This is a genomic window from Stenotrophomonas sp. YJH_SMC_130 (genome assembly GCF_059369035.1).
Window position 1 is genome coordinate 1 of sequence record NZ_JCAFSH010000008.1, and the last position, 16,673, is coordinate 16,673.

Sequence of the window (16,673 nt, forward strand, 5' to 3'; positions counted from 1 at the left end):
AGGCATGCCTCGGGCGGGTTGGGCAGGACGCCCAACCCCGGTCTTGCCGCGTGCGCAGGATTGCGCACACGAGCAAGCGGCGACCGAGCTTACATGGGTGAGGGCGCTTTGCTTGCGAAGCACTGCTTCGCAAGCGCCCGAGCGCACAGCCGCCAGCGGCTGGGCCGGGCCCCGGAGGGGTACTTGCAGCGTCTCCCGCAACCGGATCCACCCCGCCATCCCACGGATAGCCGCTGTTGCTGTTGCCTTGGCTTGAAGCGGGTGCAGGGCCGCAGGCCCTGCCGCTACCCCTGTTCCCGGCGCCCGCGCAGGATGTCGCGGAACCACTGGCGGTGATGCTTGTACGCCCACCCATAGGTCACCTTGCCCTGGGTCATCGCCCGCACCGATCCCTTGATCCAGAGCGCCGCATAGATGTGCACCACGATCGCGCAGACCAGCACCCAGCCGAACAGCGCATGGGCCAGCACCGAGAAGCGGATCACTCCGATCGGGAAGAAATGACTGAAATACTGCCGCCAGATCACGAAGCCGGTCAGCAGCAGTGCTGACAGGCAGCCGATGATGGCCCAGAACAGCAGCTTCTGGCCGGCATTGAAGCGACCGACCGGTGGCAGCTTTTCATCCTCGTTGCGCAGCACATCGCGCATGCCGCGCATCCACGCGCGGTCATCGGCGGTCGGCAGGTTGTCGCGCCACATGCGCAACGCCAGCAGCGCAAAGCCCACCACCATGGCCAGGCCGATGAACGGATGCAGGATGCGCGTCCACGGGCCGCCACCGAACAGCTGGGTCAACGGGAACAGGGCAGGGTGGAACAACGCCAGCCCGGACAGCGCGGTCAGCACGAAGCAGATCGCCACGATCCAGTGATTGATGCGGGTCGGCGCGCGGTAGCGGATGATCTGCCGCGGGTGCGGGGCGTATTTCATGGCCGCTGCTCCTCTTCGATCTTCTTCGCCTCGTGCTCGGCTTCTTCTTCTTCCTCGTCGTTGACCGTGTTGCGGCCGATGCCGATGTAATGCAGGAACCCAGCAAAGGCCGTAGCGGCGATCGCCAGCACGCCCAGCGGCTTGGCTACGCCCTTCCAGACTTCCACCATCGGGCTGATGCGCGGGTCCTTGGGCAGGTCGGCGTACAGCTCGGGCTTGTCCACGTGCTGCAGCACGTACATCACATGGGTACCGCCGACGCCCTGCGGGTCGTACAGGCCGGCATTCTCGTAGCCGCGCGATTTCAGGTCTTCCACGCGGCCGGCGGCATGCTCGGTCATCGCCTGTTTACTGCCGAAGGTGATCGCCCCGGTCGGGCAGGTCTTCACGCATGCCGGCTCCTGACCGACCGCCACCCGGTCCGAACACAGCGTGCACTTGTAGGCCTTGTGGTCCTTCTTGGAGATGCGCGGTACGTCGAACGGGCAGCCGGTCACGCAGTAGCCGCAGCCGATGCAGTTCTCTTCCTGGAAGTCGACGATGCCGTTGGCATACTGGATGATCGCGCCGGGCGACGGGCAGGCCTTCAGGCAGCCCGGGTCGCTGCAGTGCATGCAGCCCTCCTTGCGGATCAGCCACTCCAGCTTGCCCTTTTCGTCCTCGTACTCGCGGAACTTCATCACCGTCCACGACTGTTCGCTCAGATCGGGCGGGTTGTCATAGCTGCCAACGCAGCTGCCCACTTCGTCGCGCAGGTCGTTCCACTCCATGCAGGCGACCTGGCAGGCCTTGCAGCCGATGCACTTGCTCACATCGATCAGCTTGGCGACCTGGCCGGTGTGCGCACCGCGCGCCTCCGGCGAGGGCGTGGTGGTGGCCGAGCGGCGGATGATGTCCAGCGATTGCAGTGACATGGCGTTTCTCCTACACCTTCTCGACCTTGACCAGGATGCACTTCGATTCGGGCGTCTGCGAGTTGCCGTCACCGATGGCATTGGTCAGCGTATTGGCGATATATCCGGGCTTGGCCGCACCGAGGAAGCCCCAGTGGATCGGCACGCCCACCTGGTGCACGGTCTTTCCATCGATCTGCAGGGCCTTGATCCGCTTGGTCACCATCGCAACGGCTTCGATATGGCCACGCTTGGAACTCACCCGCACGCGGCTGCCGTTGGTGATGCCCAGCTCATCGGCCAATGCCGCGCCGATCTCGACGAACTGCTCGGGCTGGATGATGGCGTTCAACTTGCCGTGCTTGGTCCAGAAGTGGAAATGCTCGGTCAGGCGGTAGGTGGTGGCCACATGCGGGAACTCGTCCGGCGAACCGATCTGTGCACGGTCGCTGGCGAACACGCGTGCCGCCGGGTTGTTCAGCGTCAGGGCCTGGCCGGGGCTGAGCGGGTTGCTGCGCAGCGGCGTATCAAAGGGCTCGTAGTGCTCCGGGAACGGTCCCTCGGCCATGCCGGCCTTGGCGAAGAAGCGGGCGATGCCTTCCGGGTTCATGATGAACGGGCCCATCCCGCCGGCGGGATCTTCGTCGGCCTTGAAGTCCGGCACGTCCACGTTGCCCCAGTTCTTGCCGTTCCAGGCCAGCAGCGTGCGGCGCGGATCGAAGGGCTGGCCGGCCACGTCGCACGAGGCGCGGTTGTACATCACGCGGCGGTTGGCCGGCCACGCCCATGCCCAGCCCAGCGTGTTGCCGATGCCGGTCGGGTCACTGTTGTCACGCCGCGCCATCATGTTGCCGGTCGGACCCCAGGCGCCGATGTAGATCCAGCAGCCGGAGGCGGTGCTGCCGTCGTCGCGCAGGTCGCCAAACGCGGCCAGCTGCTCGCCGGCCTTGCGCACCAGCCTGGTCGGGTCCTTCGGATCGAACACGTCCACGAGCGCCTTGCCGTTGTATTCCATCGCCAGTTCTTCCGGCGTCGGCAGCTCCGGGTTGGCGTACTTCCAGGCCAGGTCGCGCACCGGCTCCCACCACGCACCGCCATCCTTCTCGTACATCGCTTTGATGCGATGGAACAGCTCGGACATGATCTCGATGTCGCTGCGCGCTTCGCCCGGCGGGTTGGCCCCCTTCCAGTGCCACTGCAGCCAGCGCGATGAATTGACCACCGCGCCGTTCTCCTCGGCGAAGGAGGTGGTGGGCAGGCGGAACACTTCGGTCTGGATCGTGCTCGGGTCGACGTCGTTCAGTGCGCCGTGGTTCTGCCAGAAGGCGATGGTCTCGGTTTCCAGCGGATCCATGCTGACCATGAACTTCAGCTTGGAGAACGCGCTGATCAGCTTGCCCTTGTTCGGCGCCGAAGCCAGTGGGTTGAAGCCCTGGCAGATGTAGCCATGGATCTTGCCCTCGTTCATCAGCTCGTACGCCTGCAGCATGTCGTACGGCTTGTCGAGCTTGGGCAGGTAATCGAAGCACCAGTTGTTGTCGGCGGTGGCGGCATCGCCCCACCACGATTTCATCAGGCTGACGTGGAACTTCGGGTAGTTCTGCCAGAACGACATCTGGTTGGCGCGCAGGGGCTTCTGCGTGCGCTTGGCGATGTAGGCCTCGTAGTCCTGCTCATCCTGTTTCGGCAGGGTCAGGTAGCCGGGCAGCAGGTCGGACATCAGGCCGATGTCGGTCAGGCCCTGGATGTTGGAGTGCCCGCGCAGCGCGTTCATGCCACCACCGGCCACGCCGATGTTGCCCAGCAGCAGCTGCACCATGGTGCCGGCACGCACGTTCTGCGCGCCGATCGAGTGCTGCGTCCAGCCCAGCGCGTACAGGATGGTCATCGCCTTGTCCTTGCCGGCGGTGGACGCGATCATGTCCCACACCTGGCGGATGCTGTCGGCCGGCGTGCCGCAGATGCGCTCGACCATCTCCACGGTGTAACGCGCGTAGTGTTGTTTCAGCAGGTTGTAGACGCAGCGCGGGTCCTTCAGCGTCGGGTCGCTGCGCACGAAGCCATCGTCACCGTAGGCGTAGTCCCAGCTGGAACGGTCGTAGCTGCGCTTCTCTTCGTTGTAGCCCGAATACAGGCCGTCCTTGAAGGCGAACTCGTCCTTCACCAGGAACGACATGTCGGTGTAGTTCAGCACGTACTCGTGCTGGATGCGGTCCTCGGTCAGCAGGTAGTTGATCAGGCCGCCCAGGAACACGATGTCGGTACCGGTGCGGATCGGCGCGTACACATCGGCCACCGCGGCCGAGCGGTTGAAGCGCGGATCGACCACGATCAGCCGGGCCTTGTTGTGCGCCTTGGCCTCGGTCACCCATTTGAACCCGCACGGATGCGCCTCGGCGGCATTGCCACCCATGATCAGGATCAGGTCGGCATTCTTGATGTCGACCCAGTGATTCGTCATCGCACCACGGCCTAGCGTCGGGGCAAGACCTGCCACCGTCGGGCCGTGTCAGACACGTGCCTGGTTGTCGAATGCCAGCATGCCAAGGGAGCGGACGACCTTGTGGGTCAGCACCGCGGTCTCATTGCTGGTGGCCGAGGCCGCCAGCATGCCGGTGGTCAGCCAGCGGTTGACCGTCTGCCCGGCTTCGTTCTTCTGCACGAAGTTGGCGTCGCGGTCTTCCTTCATCAGCCGCGCGATGCGATCCAGCGCATCGTCCCAGCTCAGCCGCTTCCACTCGTTGGAGCCCGGCGCGCGGTACTCGGGGTAGAGCAGGCGCGACTTGCTGTGGATGATGTCGGCCAGGCCGGCACCCTTCGGGCACAGCGTGCCGCGGTTGACCGGATGGTCCGGGTCGCCCTCGATATGGAAGATGCTCGGCTCGGCGTTCTTGGCGCCATCGCCGAGGCTGTACATCAGGATGCCGCAGGCCACCGAACAGTAGGTACAGGTGTTGCGGGTCTCGGTCGCGCGGGTCAGCTTGTATTGCCTGACCTCCGCGAGCGCGATGCCGGGCGCGAAGCCCATCAAGGCCAGGCTGGAGCCGACCAGGGTTGTCCCGGTCACTTTCAGGAACTGGCGGCGGCTCATCGATGGCATGCCGTTCTCCTGGGATGGCGGGGAGGCGCAGGCCTCCGGGCTGTCGTTGGGTACGGGCCGGTTATAGCACAGGCCCCCGGATGCCCATGTGGCACAAGGCGCGGCGCCTGCCGGGCGGGCCCGGAAAGGGCCTGCTCTGGTAAAGTTGCGTGCCCGCCCCCTGGGGAAGCGTCTGCCGGGCCTGGTTCCAGGATGTTCCGCGCAGCCCCCGCCGTCCTGGCGCGATCCTCCGCGCCGGACCTGGAACACCGAGGAAAAATTTTGCGAAATCAACCAATTGGGTTCCGCGCATGAGCGCCCCGTCGAAGCCGTCGGACGCCGTTGCGCGCGGCACGCTGTACATCGTGGCCGCCCCGTCCGGCGCCGGCAAGAGCAGCATCGTCAATGCCACCCTGGCGCGTGACCCGCAGATCGCCCTGTCGATCTCCTTCACCTCGCGCGCGATGCGCCCCGGTGAGGTGAACGGCCAGCACTACCACTTCGTCAGTGCCGAGAAGTTCGAGCAGATGATCGCCGCCGGCGACTTCTTCGAACACGCCTGGGTGCACGGCGACTGGAAGGGCACGGCCCGGCAGTCGGTGGAACCGCAGCTGGCCGCCGGCCAGGACGTGCTGCTGGAGATCGATTGGCAGGGCGCGCAGCAGGTGCGCCAGCTGGTGCCGGGCACGGTCACCGTGTTCATCCTGCCGCCGTCCAAGCAGGCCTTGCAGGACCGCATGCGCAAGCGCGGCCAGGACAGCGAAGCGGTCATCGCCCAGCGGCTGGGGGCAGCCCGCGATGAAATGCTGCACTTCAACGAGTTCGACTACGTCATCGTCAACGAGGTATTCGACACTGCCGTGGACGAGCTGTGCGCCATCTTCACTGCCAGCCGCCTGCGCCGGGAGGCCCAGAAGGTCCGCCACGCCGGCCTGATCCAGGCGCTGCTGACCCCCGATCCGGGTGCAACTGACTGATTCCAAAAGAATCGGGTAGGGGTTGGCTTGATTTTGTCCAGCCCCTGCCAGTACACTCCGTCCCCTTTCCCTCATTCGACTGAGCGGCCGACCGGTCGCCGGGAGCCCGTATGGCCCGCATCACCGTAGAAGATTGCCTGGAAGTCGTTAACAACCGTTTCGAACTGGTCATGATGGCGTCCAAGCGTGCCCGCCAGCTCGCCAACGGCGTGCAGGCCACGCTGGACAACAGCGAGACCGAGGACAAGCCGACCGTGCTGGCGCTGCGCGAAATCGCCGCCCGCAAGATCGACAACGCCCTGATCGACGAAGTCGAGAAGGCCGAGCGTGAGCGCGCCGAGCGCGAAGCGCTGGAGTGGGCTGCCGCCGAAGTGGTCGCCGACGAAGACATGTCCAAGAACGACGATTGATCGCATCGATCAACGTAATCGTTGGATACACCGAACAGCCCGCCCCGTGCGGGCTGTTTCGCATTCAGGATTTGCCGTAAACGTCGCGCTGGAATAGGCTTCGGGCATGAACCCAGGCCCCACTGCCAAGGTCGCCGCAGCCCCCGCTGCCGCCGTACCCGACTATGTCCTCCAGCTCGAACGCGCCGCCCATTACCTGCCGCCGGAACAGCTGCCGCTGTTGCGCCGTGCCTGGGAAGTCGGGGCCTCCGCGCACGCTGGGCAGACGCGCAAGTCGGGCGAGCCCTATATCACCCATCCGGTGGCCGTAGCCCAGGTGCTGGCCGAGCTCGGCCTGGACGTGGAAGCGCTGATCGCCGCGATCCTGCACGACACCATCGAAGACACCCCGCTGACCCGCGAGGCGCTGGCCGCCGAGTTCGGCGAAGCCGTGGCCGAACTGGTCGACGGCGTCACCAAGCTGGACAAGCTGAAGTTCCGCGACCGCCAGGAAGCGGCCGCCGAGAGCTTCCGCAAGATGCTGCTGGCGATGTCGCGCGACCTGCGCGTGATCATGATCAAGCTGGCCGACCGCCTGCACAACATGCGCACGCTGGGCGCGCAGAGCCGCGAAGCGCGCGGCCGCATCGCCCGCGAGACGCTGGAGATCTACGCGCCCATCGCCCAGCGCCTGGGCATGAGCCTGGTCAAGAGCGAGCTGCAGAACCTGGGGTTCAAGGCGCTCTACCCATGGCGCCACGCCATCATCGAAAAACACATCCGCAGCCAGCCGGTGGTGCGCCGCGAAGCGATGGCGCAGGTGGAAGTGCAGCTGTCGCAGCGCCTGGCCAAGGAGGGGATCGAGCATCGGCTGATCAGCCGCATCAAGACCCCGTGGAGCATCTACAACAAGATGCGCGACGAGAACAAATCCTTCGACCAGGTGATGGATGTGTTCGGCTTCCGCCTGGTCGTGCGCAGCGTGCCCAGCTGCTACCACGCGCTGGGTTCGGTGCACGCCACCTTCAAGCCGCTGGATGGGCGCTTCCGCGATTTCATCGCCATTCCCAAGGCCAACGGTTACCAGTCGCTGCACACCGTGCTGTTCGGGCCGTATGGTTCGCCGATCGAAGTGCAGATCCGTACCGAGGAAATGGACCTGATCGCCGAACGCGGCGTGGCCGCGCACTGGACCTACAAGTTCGGTGGTGACTCGCCCAACAGCGCGCAGAGCCGTGCCCACGCCTGGATCGTCGAGCTGATCGACTCGCAGCGCGCCGCCGGTTCCTCGCTGGAGTTCCTCGACAACGTCAAGGTCGACCTGTTCCCGGACGAGGTCTACCTGTTCACCCCGAAGGGCAAGATCCTGGCGCTGCCGCGCAACTCCACCGCGCTTGATTTCGCCTACGCCGTGCATACCGACGTGGGCAACATGGCGGTGGCCTCGCGCGTGGACAAGAAACTGGTGCCACTGCGCACCAAGCTGGTGTCGGGGCAGTCGGTGGAGATCATCACCGCACGCTCGGCCACGCCGAAACCGCAGTGGCTGGAATTCGTGGTCACCAGCAAGGCACGCACCGCCATCCGCCACCAGCTCAAGCAGCTGGAGCACGAAGATGCCGTGCAGCTCGGCCATCGCATGCTCGACCGTGCGCTGGAAGCGATGGATTCGTCGCTGGAGCGCCTGCCGAAAGGCCGCCTGGACGCGTTCCTGGCCGAACACCGCTTCCCGCGCCTGGAAGCGCTGCTGGCCGAGGTCGCACTGGGCAACTGGATGCCGACCCAGGCCGCGCAGGCGCTGATGGCCTACGCCGAACTGCGTGGTGGCCCGCATTCGCGCCACCACTCGCAGGAGAAAATCCTGATCAACGGCAGCGAGCGTGGCGTGGTGACCTTCGCCGGCTGCTGCCAGCCGATACCCGGCGACGAGATCATGGGCTACCACACCGCCGGCAAGGGCATCGTGGTGCACCGCATGGACTGCCCGAACCTGGCCGAGCTGCGCAAGTCGCCCGAGCGCTGGGTGCCGATCGGCTGGGACACCACCGTCTCCGGCGACTACGACACCTCGCTGGTGGTGGAAGTGGAGAACGGCACCGGCGTGCTGGCGCAGCTGGCCGCCGCCATCGCACAGAGCCATTCCAACATCGAGCGCGTGGACTACCTGGACCGCGACTTCAACGCCGCCGTGCTGGCGTTCAACATCCAGGTGCGCGACCGCAACCACCTGGCAGAAGTGATGCGCCGCCTGCGCCGCCTGTCGGTCGTGCAATCGGTACGCCGCCAATAACCCCACCCCATGCGTGGATGGTTTTTGTAGAGCCGAGCCCATGCTCGGCTGCTCTTGCCTGAAGCAGCCGAGCATGGGCTCGGCTCTACAGGCGGCGCATCACATGCCCGGACTGCGGTAGATCCACGCCATGCGTGGATGCACCCCCAGCCGGTACAATCACCGCTCTGTTTTCCCCCAAGCACCGGAGCGACCCATGTCCCGCCAGATCATCAACACCGAAAAGGCCCCCGCCGCCATCGGCCCGTACTCGCAGGCCGTGCGCGCCGGCAACACCGTGTACTTCTCCGGCCAGATCCCGCTCGACCCGGCTACCGGCGACATCGTCGGCGCCGGTGACGTCGAAGCACAGGCCCGCCGCGCCTTCGACAACCTCAAGGCCGTGGCCGAAGCCGCAGGTGGTTCGCTGGACAAGGTCGTGCGCCTGGGCCTGTACCTGACCGACCTGGGCGAGTTCGCCAAGGTCAACGCGGTCATGCAGGACTACTTCCAGGCCCCGTACCCGGCCCGTTCCACCATCGAAGTCTCCGGCCTGCCGAAGGGCGCCAGCTTCGAGGTCGACGCGGTGATGGTCATCGACTGACCGCCACGTGGCACGCAAGGCGGCGGTCACCCCGGTCCTGTCACCGTCCGGCGAAGCATCCCTGGCGATGCTCGCCGGCGTCGGTCCGGCCGTGGCCGCCAAACTGCAGGCGCGTGGCCTGGCCACCCTGCAGGATCTCTGGCTTCATCTGCCGCTGCGCTATGAAGACCGGACCCGGCTGACCCGCATCGAAGACCTGCGCAACGGCGTGCCGGCGCAGGTGGAAGGGCGGGTGGTCGCGGTCGAGCGCGGCATGCGCTACCGGCCGATGCTGAAAGTGGCGGTGGAGGACGAAGGGCAGGGCACCCTGGTGCTGCGCTTTTTCCACTTCCGCCAGCAGCAGGTCGGGCAGTTCGCGGTCGGCACCCGGCTGCGCTGCTTCGGCACGCCCAAGCCCGGCCACCTCGGCCTGGAAATCGTCCATCCCAGCTACCAGGTGCTGGGCCGCAACGACGATCCCGAACTCGGCGACCGCCTCGACCCGGTGTATCCCACCGTCGAAGGCGTCGGCCCGATGACCATGCGCAAGCTGATCGGCCAGGCGCTGGACCGCCTGCCCGAGGAAAGCACGCTGGAACTGCTGCCCAGCGGTTGGCTCGATGGCCTGGGCCTACCGTCGCTGCGCAGCGCGCTGCTGACCGTGCACCGGCCACCGCCGGATGCCGATCTGGCCGCGTTGGCGGCTGGTACCCACCCGGCGCAGCGTCGCCTGGCGATGGAAGAACTGCTGGCCCATCACCTCAGCCTGCGTCGCCAGCGCATTGCCTTGCAGGCACACCATGCGCCGCCGCTGGCCGGTCCCGGCAAGCTGGCCAAGGCGCTGCTGAAGCAGCTGCCGTTCGCGCTGACCGGGGCGCAGGCACGCGTGTTCAAGCAGATCCGTGAAGACCTCGCGCGCCCCAGCCCGATGCTGCGGCTGGTGCAGGGCGACGTCGGCTCCGGCAAGACGGTGGTGGCCGCGCTGGCCGCCATGCTGGCGGTGGAGCAGGGCAAGCAGGTTGCGTTGGCCGCACCCACCGAACTGCTGGCCGAGCAGCACCTCAACAATCTGCGCGGCTGGCTGGAACCGCTCGGTGTGCGCATCGCGTGGCTGGCCGGCAAGGTCACCGGCAAGGCACGTGCCAAGGTGATGGAGCAGGTCGCCAACGGCGAAGCGCAGGTGGTGGTCGGTACCCATGCGCTGATGCAGGAGGCCGTGGTGTTCCAGGATCTGGCGCTGGCCATCGTCGACGAGCAGCACCGCTTCGGCGTGCACCAGCGCTTGGCCCTGCGCGACAAGGGCGCGGGCGGCAACAGCGTGCCGCACCAGCTGGTGATGACCGCCACGCCGATTCCGCGCACGCTGGCGATGTCCGAGTACGCGGACCTGGATGTGTCGGCCATCGACGAACTGCCGCCGGGACGTACACCGGTGCAGACGGTCGCGCTCAACAATGACCGTCGCCCGGAACTGATCGAGCGCATCGCACTGGCCTGCCAGGAAGGGCGGCAGGTGTACTGGGTGTGTACGCTCATCGAGGAAAGCGAAGAGCTGGATGCCACCCCGGCGCAGGCCACCTACGAATCACTGCAGGCGCTGCTGCCCGGTGTTCGCGTCGGGCTGGTGCATGGCCGCCTCAAGGCCGCCGAGAAGCTTGCGACGATGGTGGCGTTCAAGGCCGGCGAGATCGACCTGCTGGTGGCGACCACCGTGATCGAAGTGGGCGTGGACGTACCGAACGCCTCGCTGATGGTGATCGAGAACGCCGAGCGCCTCGGCCTGGCCCAGCTGCACCAGTTGCGTGGCCGCGTGGGTCGTGGTTCGGCGGTATCGCGCTGCGTGCTGCTGTACCAGTCCCCGCTCTCGCAGATGGCGCGCGAGCGCCTGCAGACCATGCGCGAGACCAACGATGGTTTCGTCATCGCCGAGAAGGATCTGGAACTGCGTGGCCCCGGCGAACTGCTGGGCACGCGCCAGACCGGCCTGGCCGGTTTCCGCATTGCCGACCTGGCCCGCGACGCCGGCCTGCTGCCCGGCGTGCATGAATTGGCCGAGCGCCTGCTGGACCAGCAGCCCGCGCTGGCCGATCGCGTGGTTGCACGGTGGATCGGCACCGCTGTGCGTTACGCCTCGGCATAATGCCGCCTTGGTGGGTGTGGACCTTGGTCCACACATCCACGCATGGCGTGGATCTACTGTAGAGCCGAGCCCGCGCTCGGCTGCTGTTCGCGCTGCGCGCGGGAGTCGAGCATGGCTCGTCTCTACAGACGGCGCTTTCGATCATCCTCCCGTCATCCACGTATGGCGTGGATCTACAACACCAAGCGTTCCGAAAGGCCGGGAAGCACGAGATACTCGGAAGCCTTCCCGACGCGCTCTTTGCTGACAAGTCCGGCAGCCACCAATCCATTCAGATCCTTCAATGCGGTCGGATAGGTAATGGTGTGTGCCGCCTGGTGGCTGGCGACGGTGTAGGTCCGGTCAGGATCTTTCAGCGCGTTGGCCAGCAACGCGCGCTGACGGTGATTGAGCTGTATACCGCCAAGCCGGGCGGTTCGCAACATACGTCGCGCCGCTTGATCCTCTGCATGCTTCCTGGCGATGTAGGCATGCAGTCCCTGGATCGATTGCTCAATGGCCTCCAGTTGTTGCGCAACGAAGTAGCCAAGATCCCGGTTGTCACTTTCGGTGTACAGGTAGGCCCGCATGTACTTGCCTGGAGACTTCTTCAGCACGCTGGAAATGGAGAAGTACTCGGTCATCCAGTACCCGGCATTCATCATTGCCCAGTAGAACAGTGCGCGCGCCGTACGGCCATTTCCATCCACGAAAGGGTGGTCATAGCCAATCTGGAAATGTAGTGCGATGGCTTTGGCGACTGGATGCACGAACGGTGTGCTTTCTTCATTGATGAACGTGCACAGCCGCTCAATCCGTGCAGGCACTTCCTCGGCCGGAGGAGGGGTGTGCAGAAGCGTAGGCGGTGAGCCGCGGTCGAAGATCGCAACGTTGTCTTCGGCGGTTCTGAAACGCCCGCTGTCGGTTGGCAGCTCCAGCGTGCCGTCGGTGAGGATGCTGTGCAGTTCCAGAATCTCGCCGGGAGTGATCGGGCGTATGCCGCGCTCGCGGATCACGTTCATTGCCACGTAGTTGTTGTAGATCATGCGCTCGGACTGGTCGCGCGGCGCGCGGCCCGTGCTCAACATTTCCTTTGCCACGGCCCGCGTGGTCGAGGCGCCCTCCAACTGCGATGAGGTCATCGCTTCCTCGATCAGCGACCGGATCATGAACCGTCCTTGGCCGCTGGCAGCATCCACACCCTTCACCGAGCCTGCGGCCTCCCGGTCAATGTAGTGCAGGTGCCGCTGCATTGAATCGGTAAGTGCGAGCTTGAAGGGTTGCTGCGTCTTGTCCAGCAACAGCGGCAGCGGCTTCAGCAATGCTGCGCGCGTCCACGTGATACCCAGCCACCACTGCTCCGCGTTCAGGCCTGCCGGTGGCGCTCTGTGGCGCACCTTGTCCCAGTGCTCATAGGCGCCGTTCACCTCTGGCCCAATCCGGGCGTCCAGGATGGTACCGAGGGTCTCAATGTACTTCCGGGTGAGGGTTGCCAGATCGGGGGCTGGCATGGGCACCTTCATGGCGGCTTTCTATAAAATATGTATTACTTTTTATAGCAAATGATGTTGAGCGCTCCAAGCGTGCCCAATCAAAATTCGTTCATGTTCGTGAGCGAGTCGGGCGGGGCCGTTAGTGGCGGGCAAGGGAGCCCACGCTCTCCCCGGCACCTTTGCCGTTGGGGTAGTGCGGTATTGCAACGGTCATCATCCCGGTCCACACTTCGTTGCCGATCTGAAGACGGCAATAATGACCCACAAGATCCCCCTGTTGATCGACACCGATCCCGGTGTGGACGACGCCCTGGCCCTGCTGATGGCCTTTGCCGATGAACGGCACGACGTGGTCGCCCTGACCATCGCCGCCGGCAATGTCGGCCTCGAATACACCGTCCGCAATGCCCTCAAGCTCTGCGACATCGTCGGCCGCCCCGACGTACCGGTGTTTGCCGGCAGCCCGGATCCGCTGCTGCACCCCTCCGTTGACGCTGCCCACGTGCATGGCCGTGATGGCTACGGCGACGTGGACCTGCCGCCGCCGAGCCGCCAGGCCGAAGCCGAGCACGCTGCGCTGGCCATCCTGCGCCTGTCGCATGAACACGCCGGCGAACTGATGCTGGTGATGCTCGGCCCGCTGACCAACCTGGCGCTGGCGCTGAAGCTGGACCCGACCCTGCCCCAGCGCATCAAGCGCATCGTGGTGATGGGCGGCGCGGTCACCTGCCACGGCAACATCACCCCGGCTGCCGAGTTCAACATCGCCTTCGATCCCGAAGCGGCGCACGTGGTGTTCACCTCGTTCAAGCACCTGCTGGTGTCGGACTGGGAGGCCACCGTCGCCCATGGCCTGCCGCTTGAGCAGGCCGAGCAGTGGTTGCAGGCCGATTCCGATCGCGCCCGCTTCTACGAACTGATCTCGCGCAAGACCCGCGCGCTGTCGGAAGATGCCAAGGGCGGCCGCTGGTATACCGCTGATGCGGTGGCCATGGCGTGGGCGCTGAATCCGGAAGGGCAGCTGCAGGTCGAGTCGCGGCCGCTGAACGTCGAGCTGAATGGCACGTTCAGCCGCGGCGCCACCATCGTCGACTGGAACCGCCAGACCGGCCAGCCGGACAACTGCGATCTACTGATGGCCTACGACCAGGGGCGTTTCGAGGCCCTGGTGCGCCAGGCCCTGGGCGCGGACTGACGTCCGTTGCCGGCCACCGGTTGCCCCGAACGGCAACCGGTGCTTATAATGCCGCTCTTGACCACCAGCCCATTTACGGTGTGAGCCCATGAAGGCCGATATCCATCCGAACTACCGCGACGTCGTCTTCCATGACGTCACCTCCGATTTCAAGATCCTGACCCGCTCCACCATGGCGACGAAGGAAACCATCCAGTGGGAAGACGGCAACGAATACCCGCTGGTCAAGGTTGAAATTTCCTCGGCTTCGCATCCGTTCTACACGGGCAAGCACAAGGTCATCGACACCTCGGGCCGTATCGACAAGTTCCAGAAGCGCTACGCGCGCTGATCTGTCGATCCAGCTTCGAACCGACGGCCGCGCTCTGCGCGGCCGTTTGTTTTTCCCCAACGCCAACCCAACGGGCGTTTGGATGGACGGAACACTGCGTTCGTGTGACAACGCTTTTGCCGATCCGGGCCGCTCAACGGCCGGTGTCTGGCCGCCTGTCGTATACGACTTCCGTCTAGCACCCGACAAATGCTGCTGTGCGATAATGACATGATCCCCGGCACAGGCCGAGGACGTCATTCACGTGCCTGACCAATGCGCTTGGGCAGGCGCCTTCCCATGAAGGAGCGCACACAGTGTCCGATCTTGATCAGGTCACGCTCAACGCCGGCGATAAGTCCGTCGTTCTGCCCGTCATCAAACCCACCCTTGGCAACGACTGCGTCGACATCGCGAAGCTGACCAAGGAAACGGGTTTCTTCACCTACGATTCCGGCTTCACCGCGACGGCCAGCTGCAAGTCCGCCATCACCTACATCGACGGCGACAAGGGCGTGCTGCTGTACCGCGGCTACCCGATCGAACAGCTGTCGGAAAAGTCGAGCTACGTCGAAGTGGCCTACCTGCTGATCAACGGCGAGCGCCCGAGCGCCGAGCAGCTGAAGGCCTTCACCGATGAGCTGACCGCCGAAGCCAACGTCGACGAGTCGATCAACACCCTGATCGGCAGCTTCGCCAAGGATGCCCACCCGATGGCGATCCTGGCGGCCGCGATCGCGCAGCTGTCGGCCTTCTACCACGACTCGCTGGACCTGTCCGACGCCGAACAGCGCCGCAAGGCCGCCGTGCGCCTGATCGCCAAGGTGCCGACCCTGTCGGCGCTGATCTACCGCCATGGCAAGGGCCTGCCGGCCAACAAGCCGGACACCTCGCTGGACTACGTCAGCCGTTTCCTGAAGCAGACCTTCGAGTCGGCTGACGGCCAGTACGATCTGAACCCGGACGTGGTCAAGGCACTGGACCTGCTGTTCATCCTGCATGCCGACCACGAGCAGAACGCCTCGACCTCGACCGTGCGCCTGGTCGGCTCGACCGGTGCCAACCCGTACGCGTCGGTCGCTGCGGGCGTCACCGCGCTGTGGGGTCCGGCCCACGGCGGTGCCAACGAAGCCGTGCTGAAGATGCTCGAAGAGATCGGCAGCGCCGACAATGTCGAGTCCGCCGTGGTCAAGGCCAAGGACAAGACCTCCGGCTTCCGCCTGATGGGCTTCGGCCACCGCGTCTACAAGAACTTCGACCCGCGCGCCAAGGTCATCGGCGAGATGACCAGCAAGGTGCTCAAGCAGCTGGGCGTGCAGGATCCGCTGCTGGACGTGGCCGTGAAGCTGGAACAGGCTGCGCTGCAGGACGAGTACTTCGTCGCCCGCAAGCTGTACCCGAACGTCGATTTCTACAGCGGCATCATCTACAAGGCGCTGCAGATCCCGACCGAAATGTTCACCGTCATGTTCGCCCTGGGCCGTACTTCCGGCTGGGTGTCGCATTGGCTGGAACAGCAGGTCGATCCGGAAATGAAGATCGGCCGTCCGCGCCAGGTCTACACCGGCAGCGACGTGCGCGACTACCAGGGCTGATCGCCCGCGTAGGTTGTGCCGAGAACGCCCCGCATCCGCGGGGCGTTTTTTTGTGCCCTGATCGTGTTCGACGGAGGGTGGGTGCGGACCGCTGGTCCGCACGATTCCCGGAGGGGCGCTGTAGAGCCGAGCCCATGCTCGGCTGGCGCCCGTCCACACCGCGCAGCCGAGCGTGGCTCGGCTCTACAAGAGCCCGCCTCCGGGTCTGAACGCGCTCTGATAATGAATGTCGCTTTCATGTTTTTTCGGATCTATTGCATGGGGATCACATCGAAGGCGATAGAACCTGTGCGTACTCATCCCTGTATGGAGAACGCCATGAACCGACTGATCGCCATCGCTTTCATCGCCACGCCGCTGGCCCTGCTGAGCCCGCAGGCCGTCGCGCAGTACACTGGGCCGGGGGCAGGGGCTGCTGCCAGCACTGTCGCCGACGCTCGCGCGCAACGTGATGACCATCCGGTGGTGCTGCGCGGCACCCTCATCGCCAGGATCGGTGACGAGCGCTACCAGTTCCGTGATGCCAGCGGCCAGATCGACGTTGAGATCGATGACGAAGATCTGCCGCCGCAGGCCATCGGCGCCGACACCGTGGTCGAACTGCGTGGCAAGGTCGACACGCATCGCTTCAAGCCGACCGACATCGATGTTGATCACGTCACCGTCGTGCCGGCAGGTTGAAGCGAACGGCAGCCGAGCATCGGCTCGGCTCTACAAATTCAATGCAATGAGGTTTGTTGCATTGAACCGATGAGGGAAATTGCATAACCCTCAAACATTGAGCGAATTCAAGAATTCTCCTTAACGTTCAACGTTTTAGGAATCCTTGAATGGCCTGC

The 16,673-nt window shown here is 65.1% G+C and carries 13 protein-coding genes; 9 read left to right on the forward strand and 4 right to left on the reverse strand.

Going from position 1 to position 16,673, the window contains the following annotated elements:
* Nucleotides 1-284 precede the first annotated feature (284 nt).
* From AC5P5V_RS11545 to fdnG, 3 genes are read right to left on the reverse strand one after another with little or no spacing between them, the layout of a single operon-like run.
* Nucleotides 285-932, reverse strand: coding sequence for a formate dehydrogenase subunit gamma (locus AC5P5V_RS11545; protein ID WP_134968540.1), 648 nt, complete (start codon nt 930-932; stop codon nt 285-287).
* Nucleotides 929-1,846, reverse strand: coding sequence for a formate dehydrogenase subunit beta (gene fdxH, locus AC5P5V_RS11550; protein WP_012481154.1), 918 nt, complete (start codon nt 1,844-1,846; stop codon nt 929-931). The genes AC5P5V_RS11545 and fdxH overlap by 4 nt, the downstream gene beginning before the upstream one ends.
* A 10-nt stretch (nt 1,847-1,856) precedes the next feature.
* Nucleotides 1,857-4,925, reverse strand: a complete 3,069-nt coding sequence (fdnG, locus tag AC5P5V_RS11555) for a formate dehydrogenase-N subunit alpha (RefSeq protein ID WP_141653593.1) — start codon at nt 4,923-4,925, stop codon at nt 1,857-1,859.
* A 290-nt stretch (nt 4,926-5,215) separates the two neighbouring features.
* Between fdnG and gmk the strand changes: the two genes are divergently transcribed.
* From gmk to recG, 5 genes are all read left to right on the forward strand, one after another.
* On the forward strand, nt 5,216-5,881 hold the full coding sequence (gene gmk / locus AC5P5V_RS11560; protein WP_005410878.1) for a guanylate kinase: 666 nt from the start codon (nt 5,216-5,218) through the stop codon (nt 5,879-5,881).
* Between the two features lie 110 nt (nt 5,882-5,991).
* Nucleotides 5,992-6,291 carry a DNA-directed RNA polymerase subunit omega gene (gene rpoZ / locus AC5P5V_RS11565; protein ID WP_005410877.1) on the forward strand — a complete coding sequence of 100 codons (300 nt, stop codon included), beginning with the start codon at nt 5,992-5,994 and terminating at the stop codon, nt 6,289-6,291.
* Nucleotides 6,292-6,397: 106 nt separating this feature from the next.
* Nucleotides 6,398-8,560, forward strand: a complete 2,163-nt coding sequence (locus AC5P5V_RS11570; protein WP_005410876.1) for a RelA/SpoT family protein — start codon at nt 6,398-6,400, stop codon at nt 8,558-8,560.
* A 196-nt stretch (nt 8,561-8,756) separates the two neighbouring features.
* Nucleotides 8,757-9,143: a RidA family protein gene (locus AC5P5V_RS11575; RefSeq protein ID WP_005418954.1), complete on the forward strand. Its 387-nt coding sequence runs from the start codon at nt 8,757-8,759 to the stop codon at nt 9,141-9,143.
* A gap of 7 nt (nt 9,144-9,150) precedes the next feature.
* Complete coding sequence (gene recG, locus AC5P5V_RS11580) at nt 9,151-11,262, forward strand: ATP-dependent DNA helicase RecG (RefSeq protein ID WP_134968542.1); 2,112 nt, start codon at nt 9,151-9,153, stop codon at nt 11,260-11,262.
* Between the two features lie 173 nt (nt 11,263-11,435).
* On the opposite strand, the gene AC5P5V_RS11585 is transcribed toward recG, so the two are convergent.
* On the reverse strand, nt 11,436-12,764 hold the full coding sequence (locus AC5P5V_RS11585; protein WP_134968543.1) for a Fic family protein: 1,329 nt from the start codon (nt 12,762-12,764) through the stop codon (nt 11,436-11,438).
* A 226-nt stretch (nt 12,765-12,990) separates the two neighbouring features.
* On the opposite strand from AC5P5V_RS11585, the gene AC5P5V_RS11590 reads away from it, so the two are divergent.
* From AC5P5V_RS11590 to AC5P5V_RS11605, 4 genes are all read left to right on the forward strand, one after another.
* Nucleotides 12,991-13,929 (forward strand): nucleoside hydrolase, encoded by a 939-nt coding sequence (locus AC5P5V_RS11590; protein WP_134968544.1) that lies wholly within the window; start codon nt 12,991-12,993, stop codon nt 13,927-13,929.
* A gap of 88 nt (nt 13,930-14,017) precedes the next feature.
* Nucleotides 14,018-14,260, forward strand: coding sequence for a type B 50S ribosomal protein L31 (locus AC5P5V_RS11595; RefSeq protein WP_005410871.1), 243 nt, complete (start codon nt 14,018-14,020; stop codon nt 14,258-14,260).
* Nucleotides 14,261-14,556: 296 nt separating this feature from the next.
* Nucleotides 14,557-15,834 carry a citrate synthase gene (locus AC5P5V_RS11600; RefSeq protein ID WP_134968545.1) on the forward strand — a complete coding sequence of 426 codons (1,278 nt, stop codon included), beginning with the start codon at nt 14,557-14,559 and terminating at the stop codon, nt 15,832-15,834.
* A 318-nt stretch (nt 15,835-16,152) separates the two neighbouring features.
* Complete coding sequence (locus AC5P5V_RS11605; protein ID WP_134968546.1) at nt 16,153-16,515, forward strand: NirD/YgiW/YdeI family stress tolerance protein; 363 nt, start codon at nt 16,153-16,155, stop codon at nt 16,513-16,515.
* Nucleotides 16,516-16,673 lie beyond the last annotated feature (158 nt).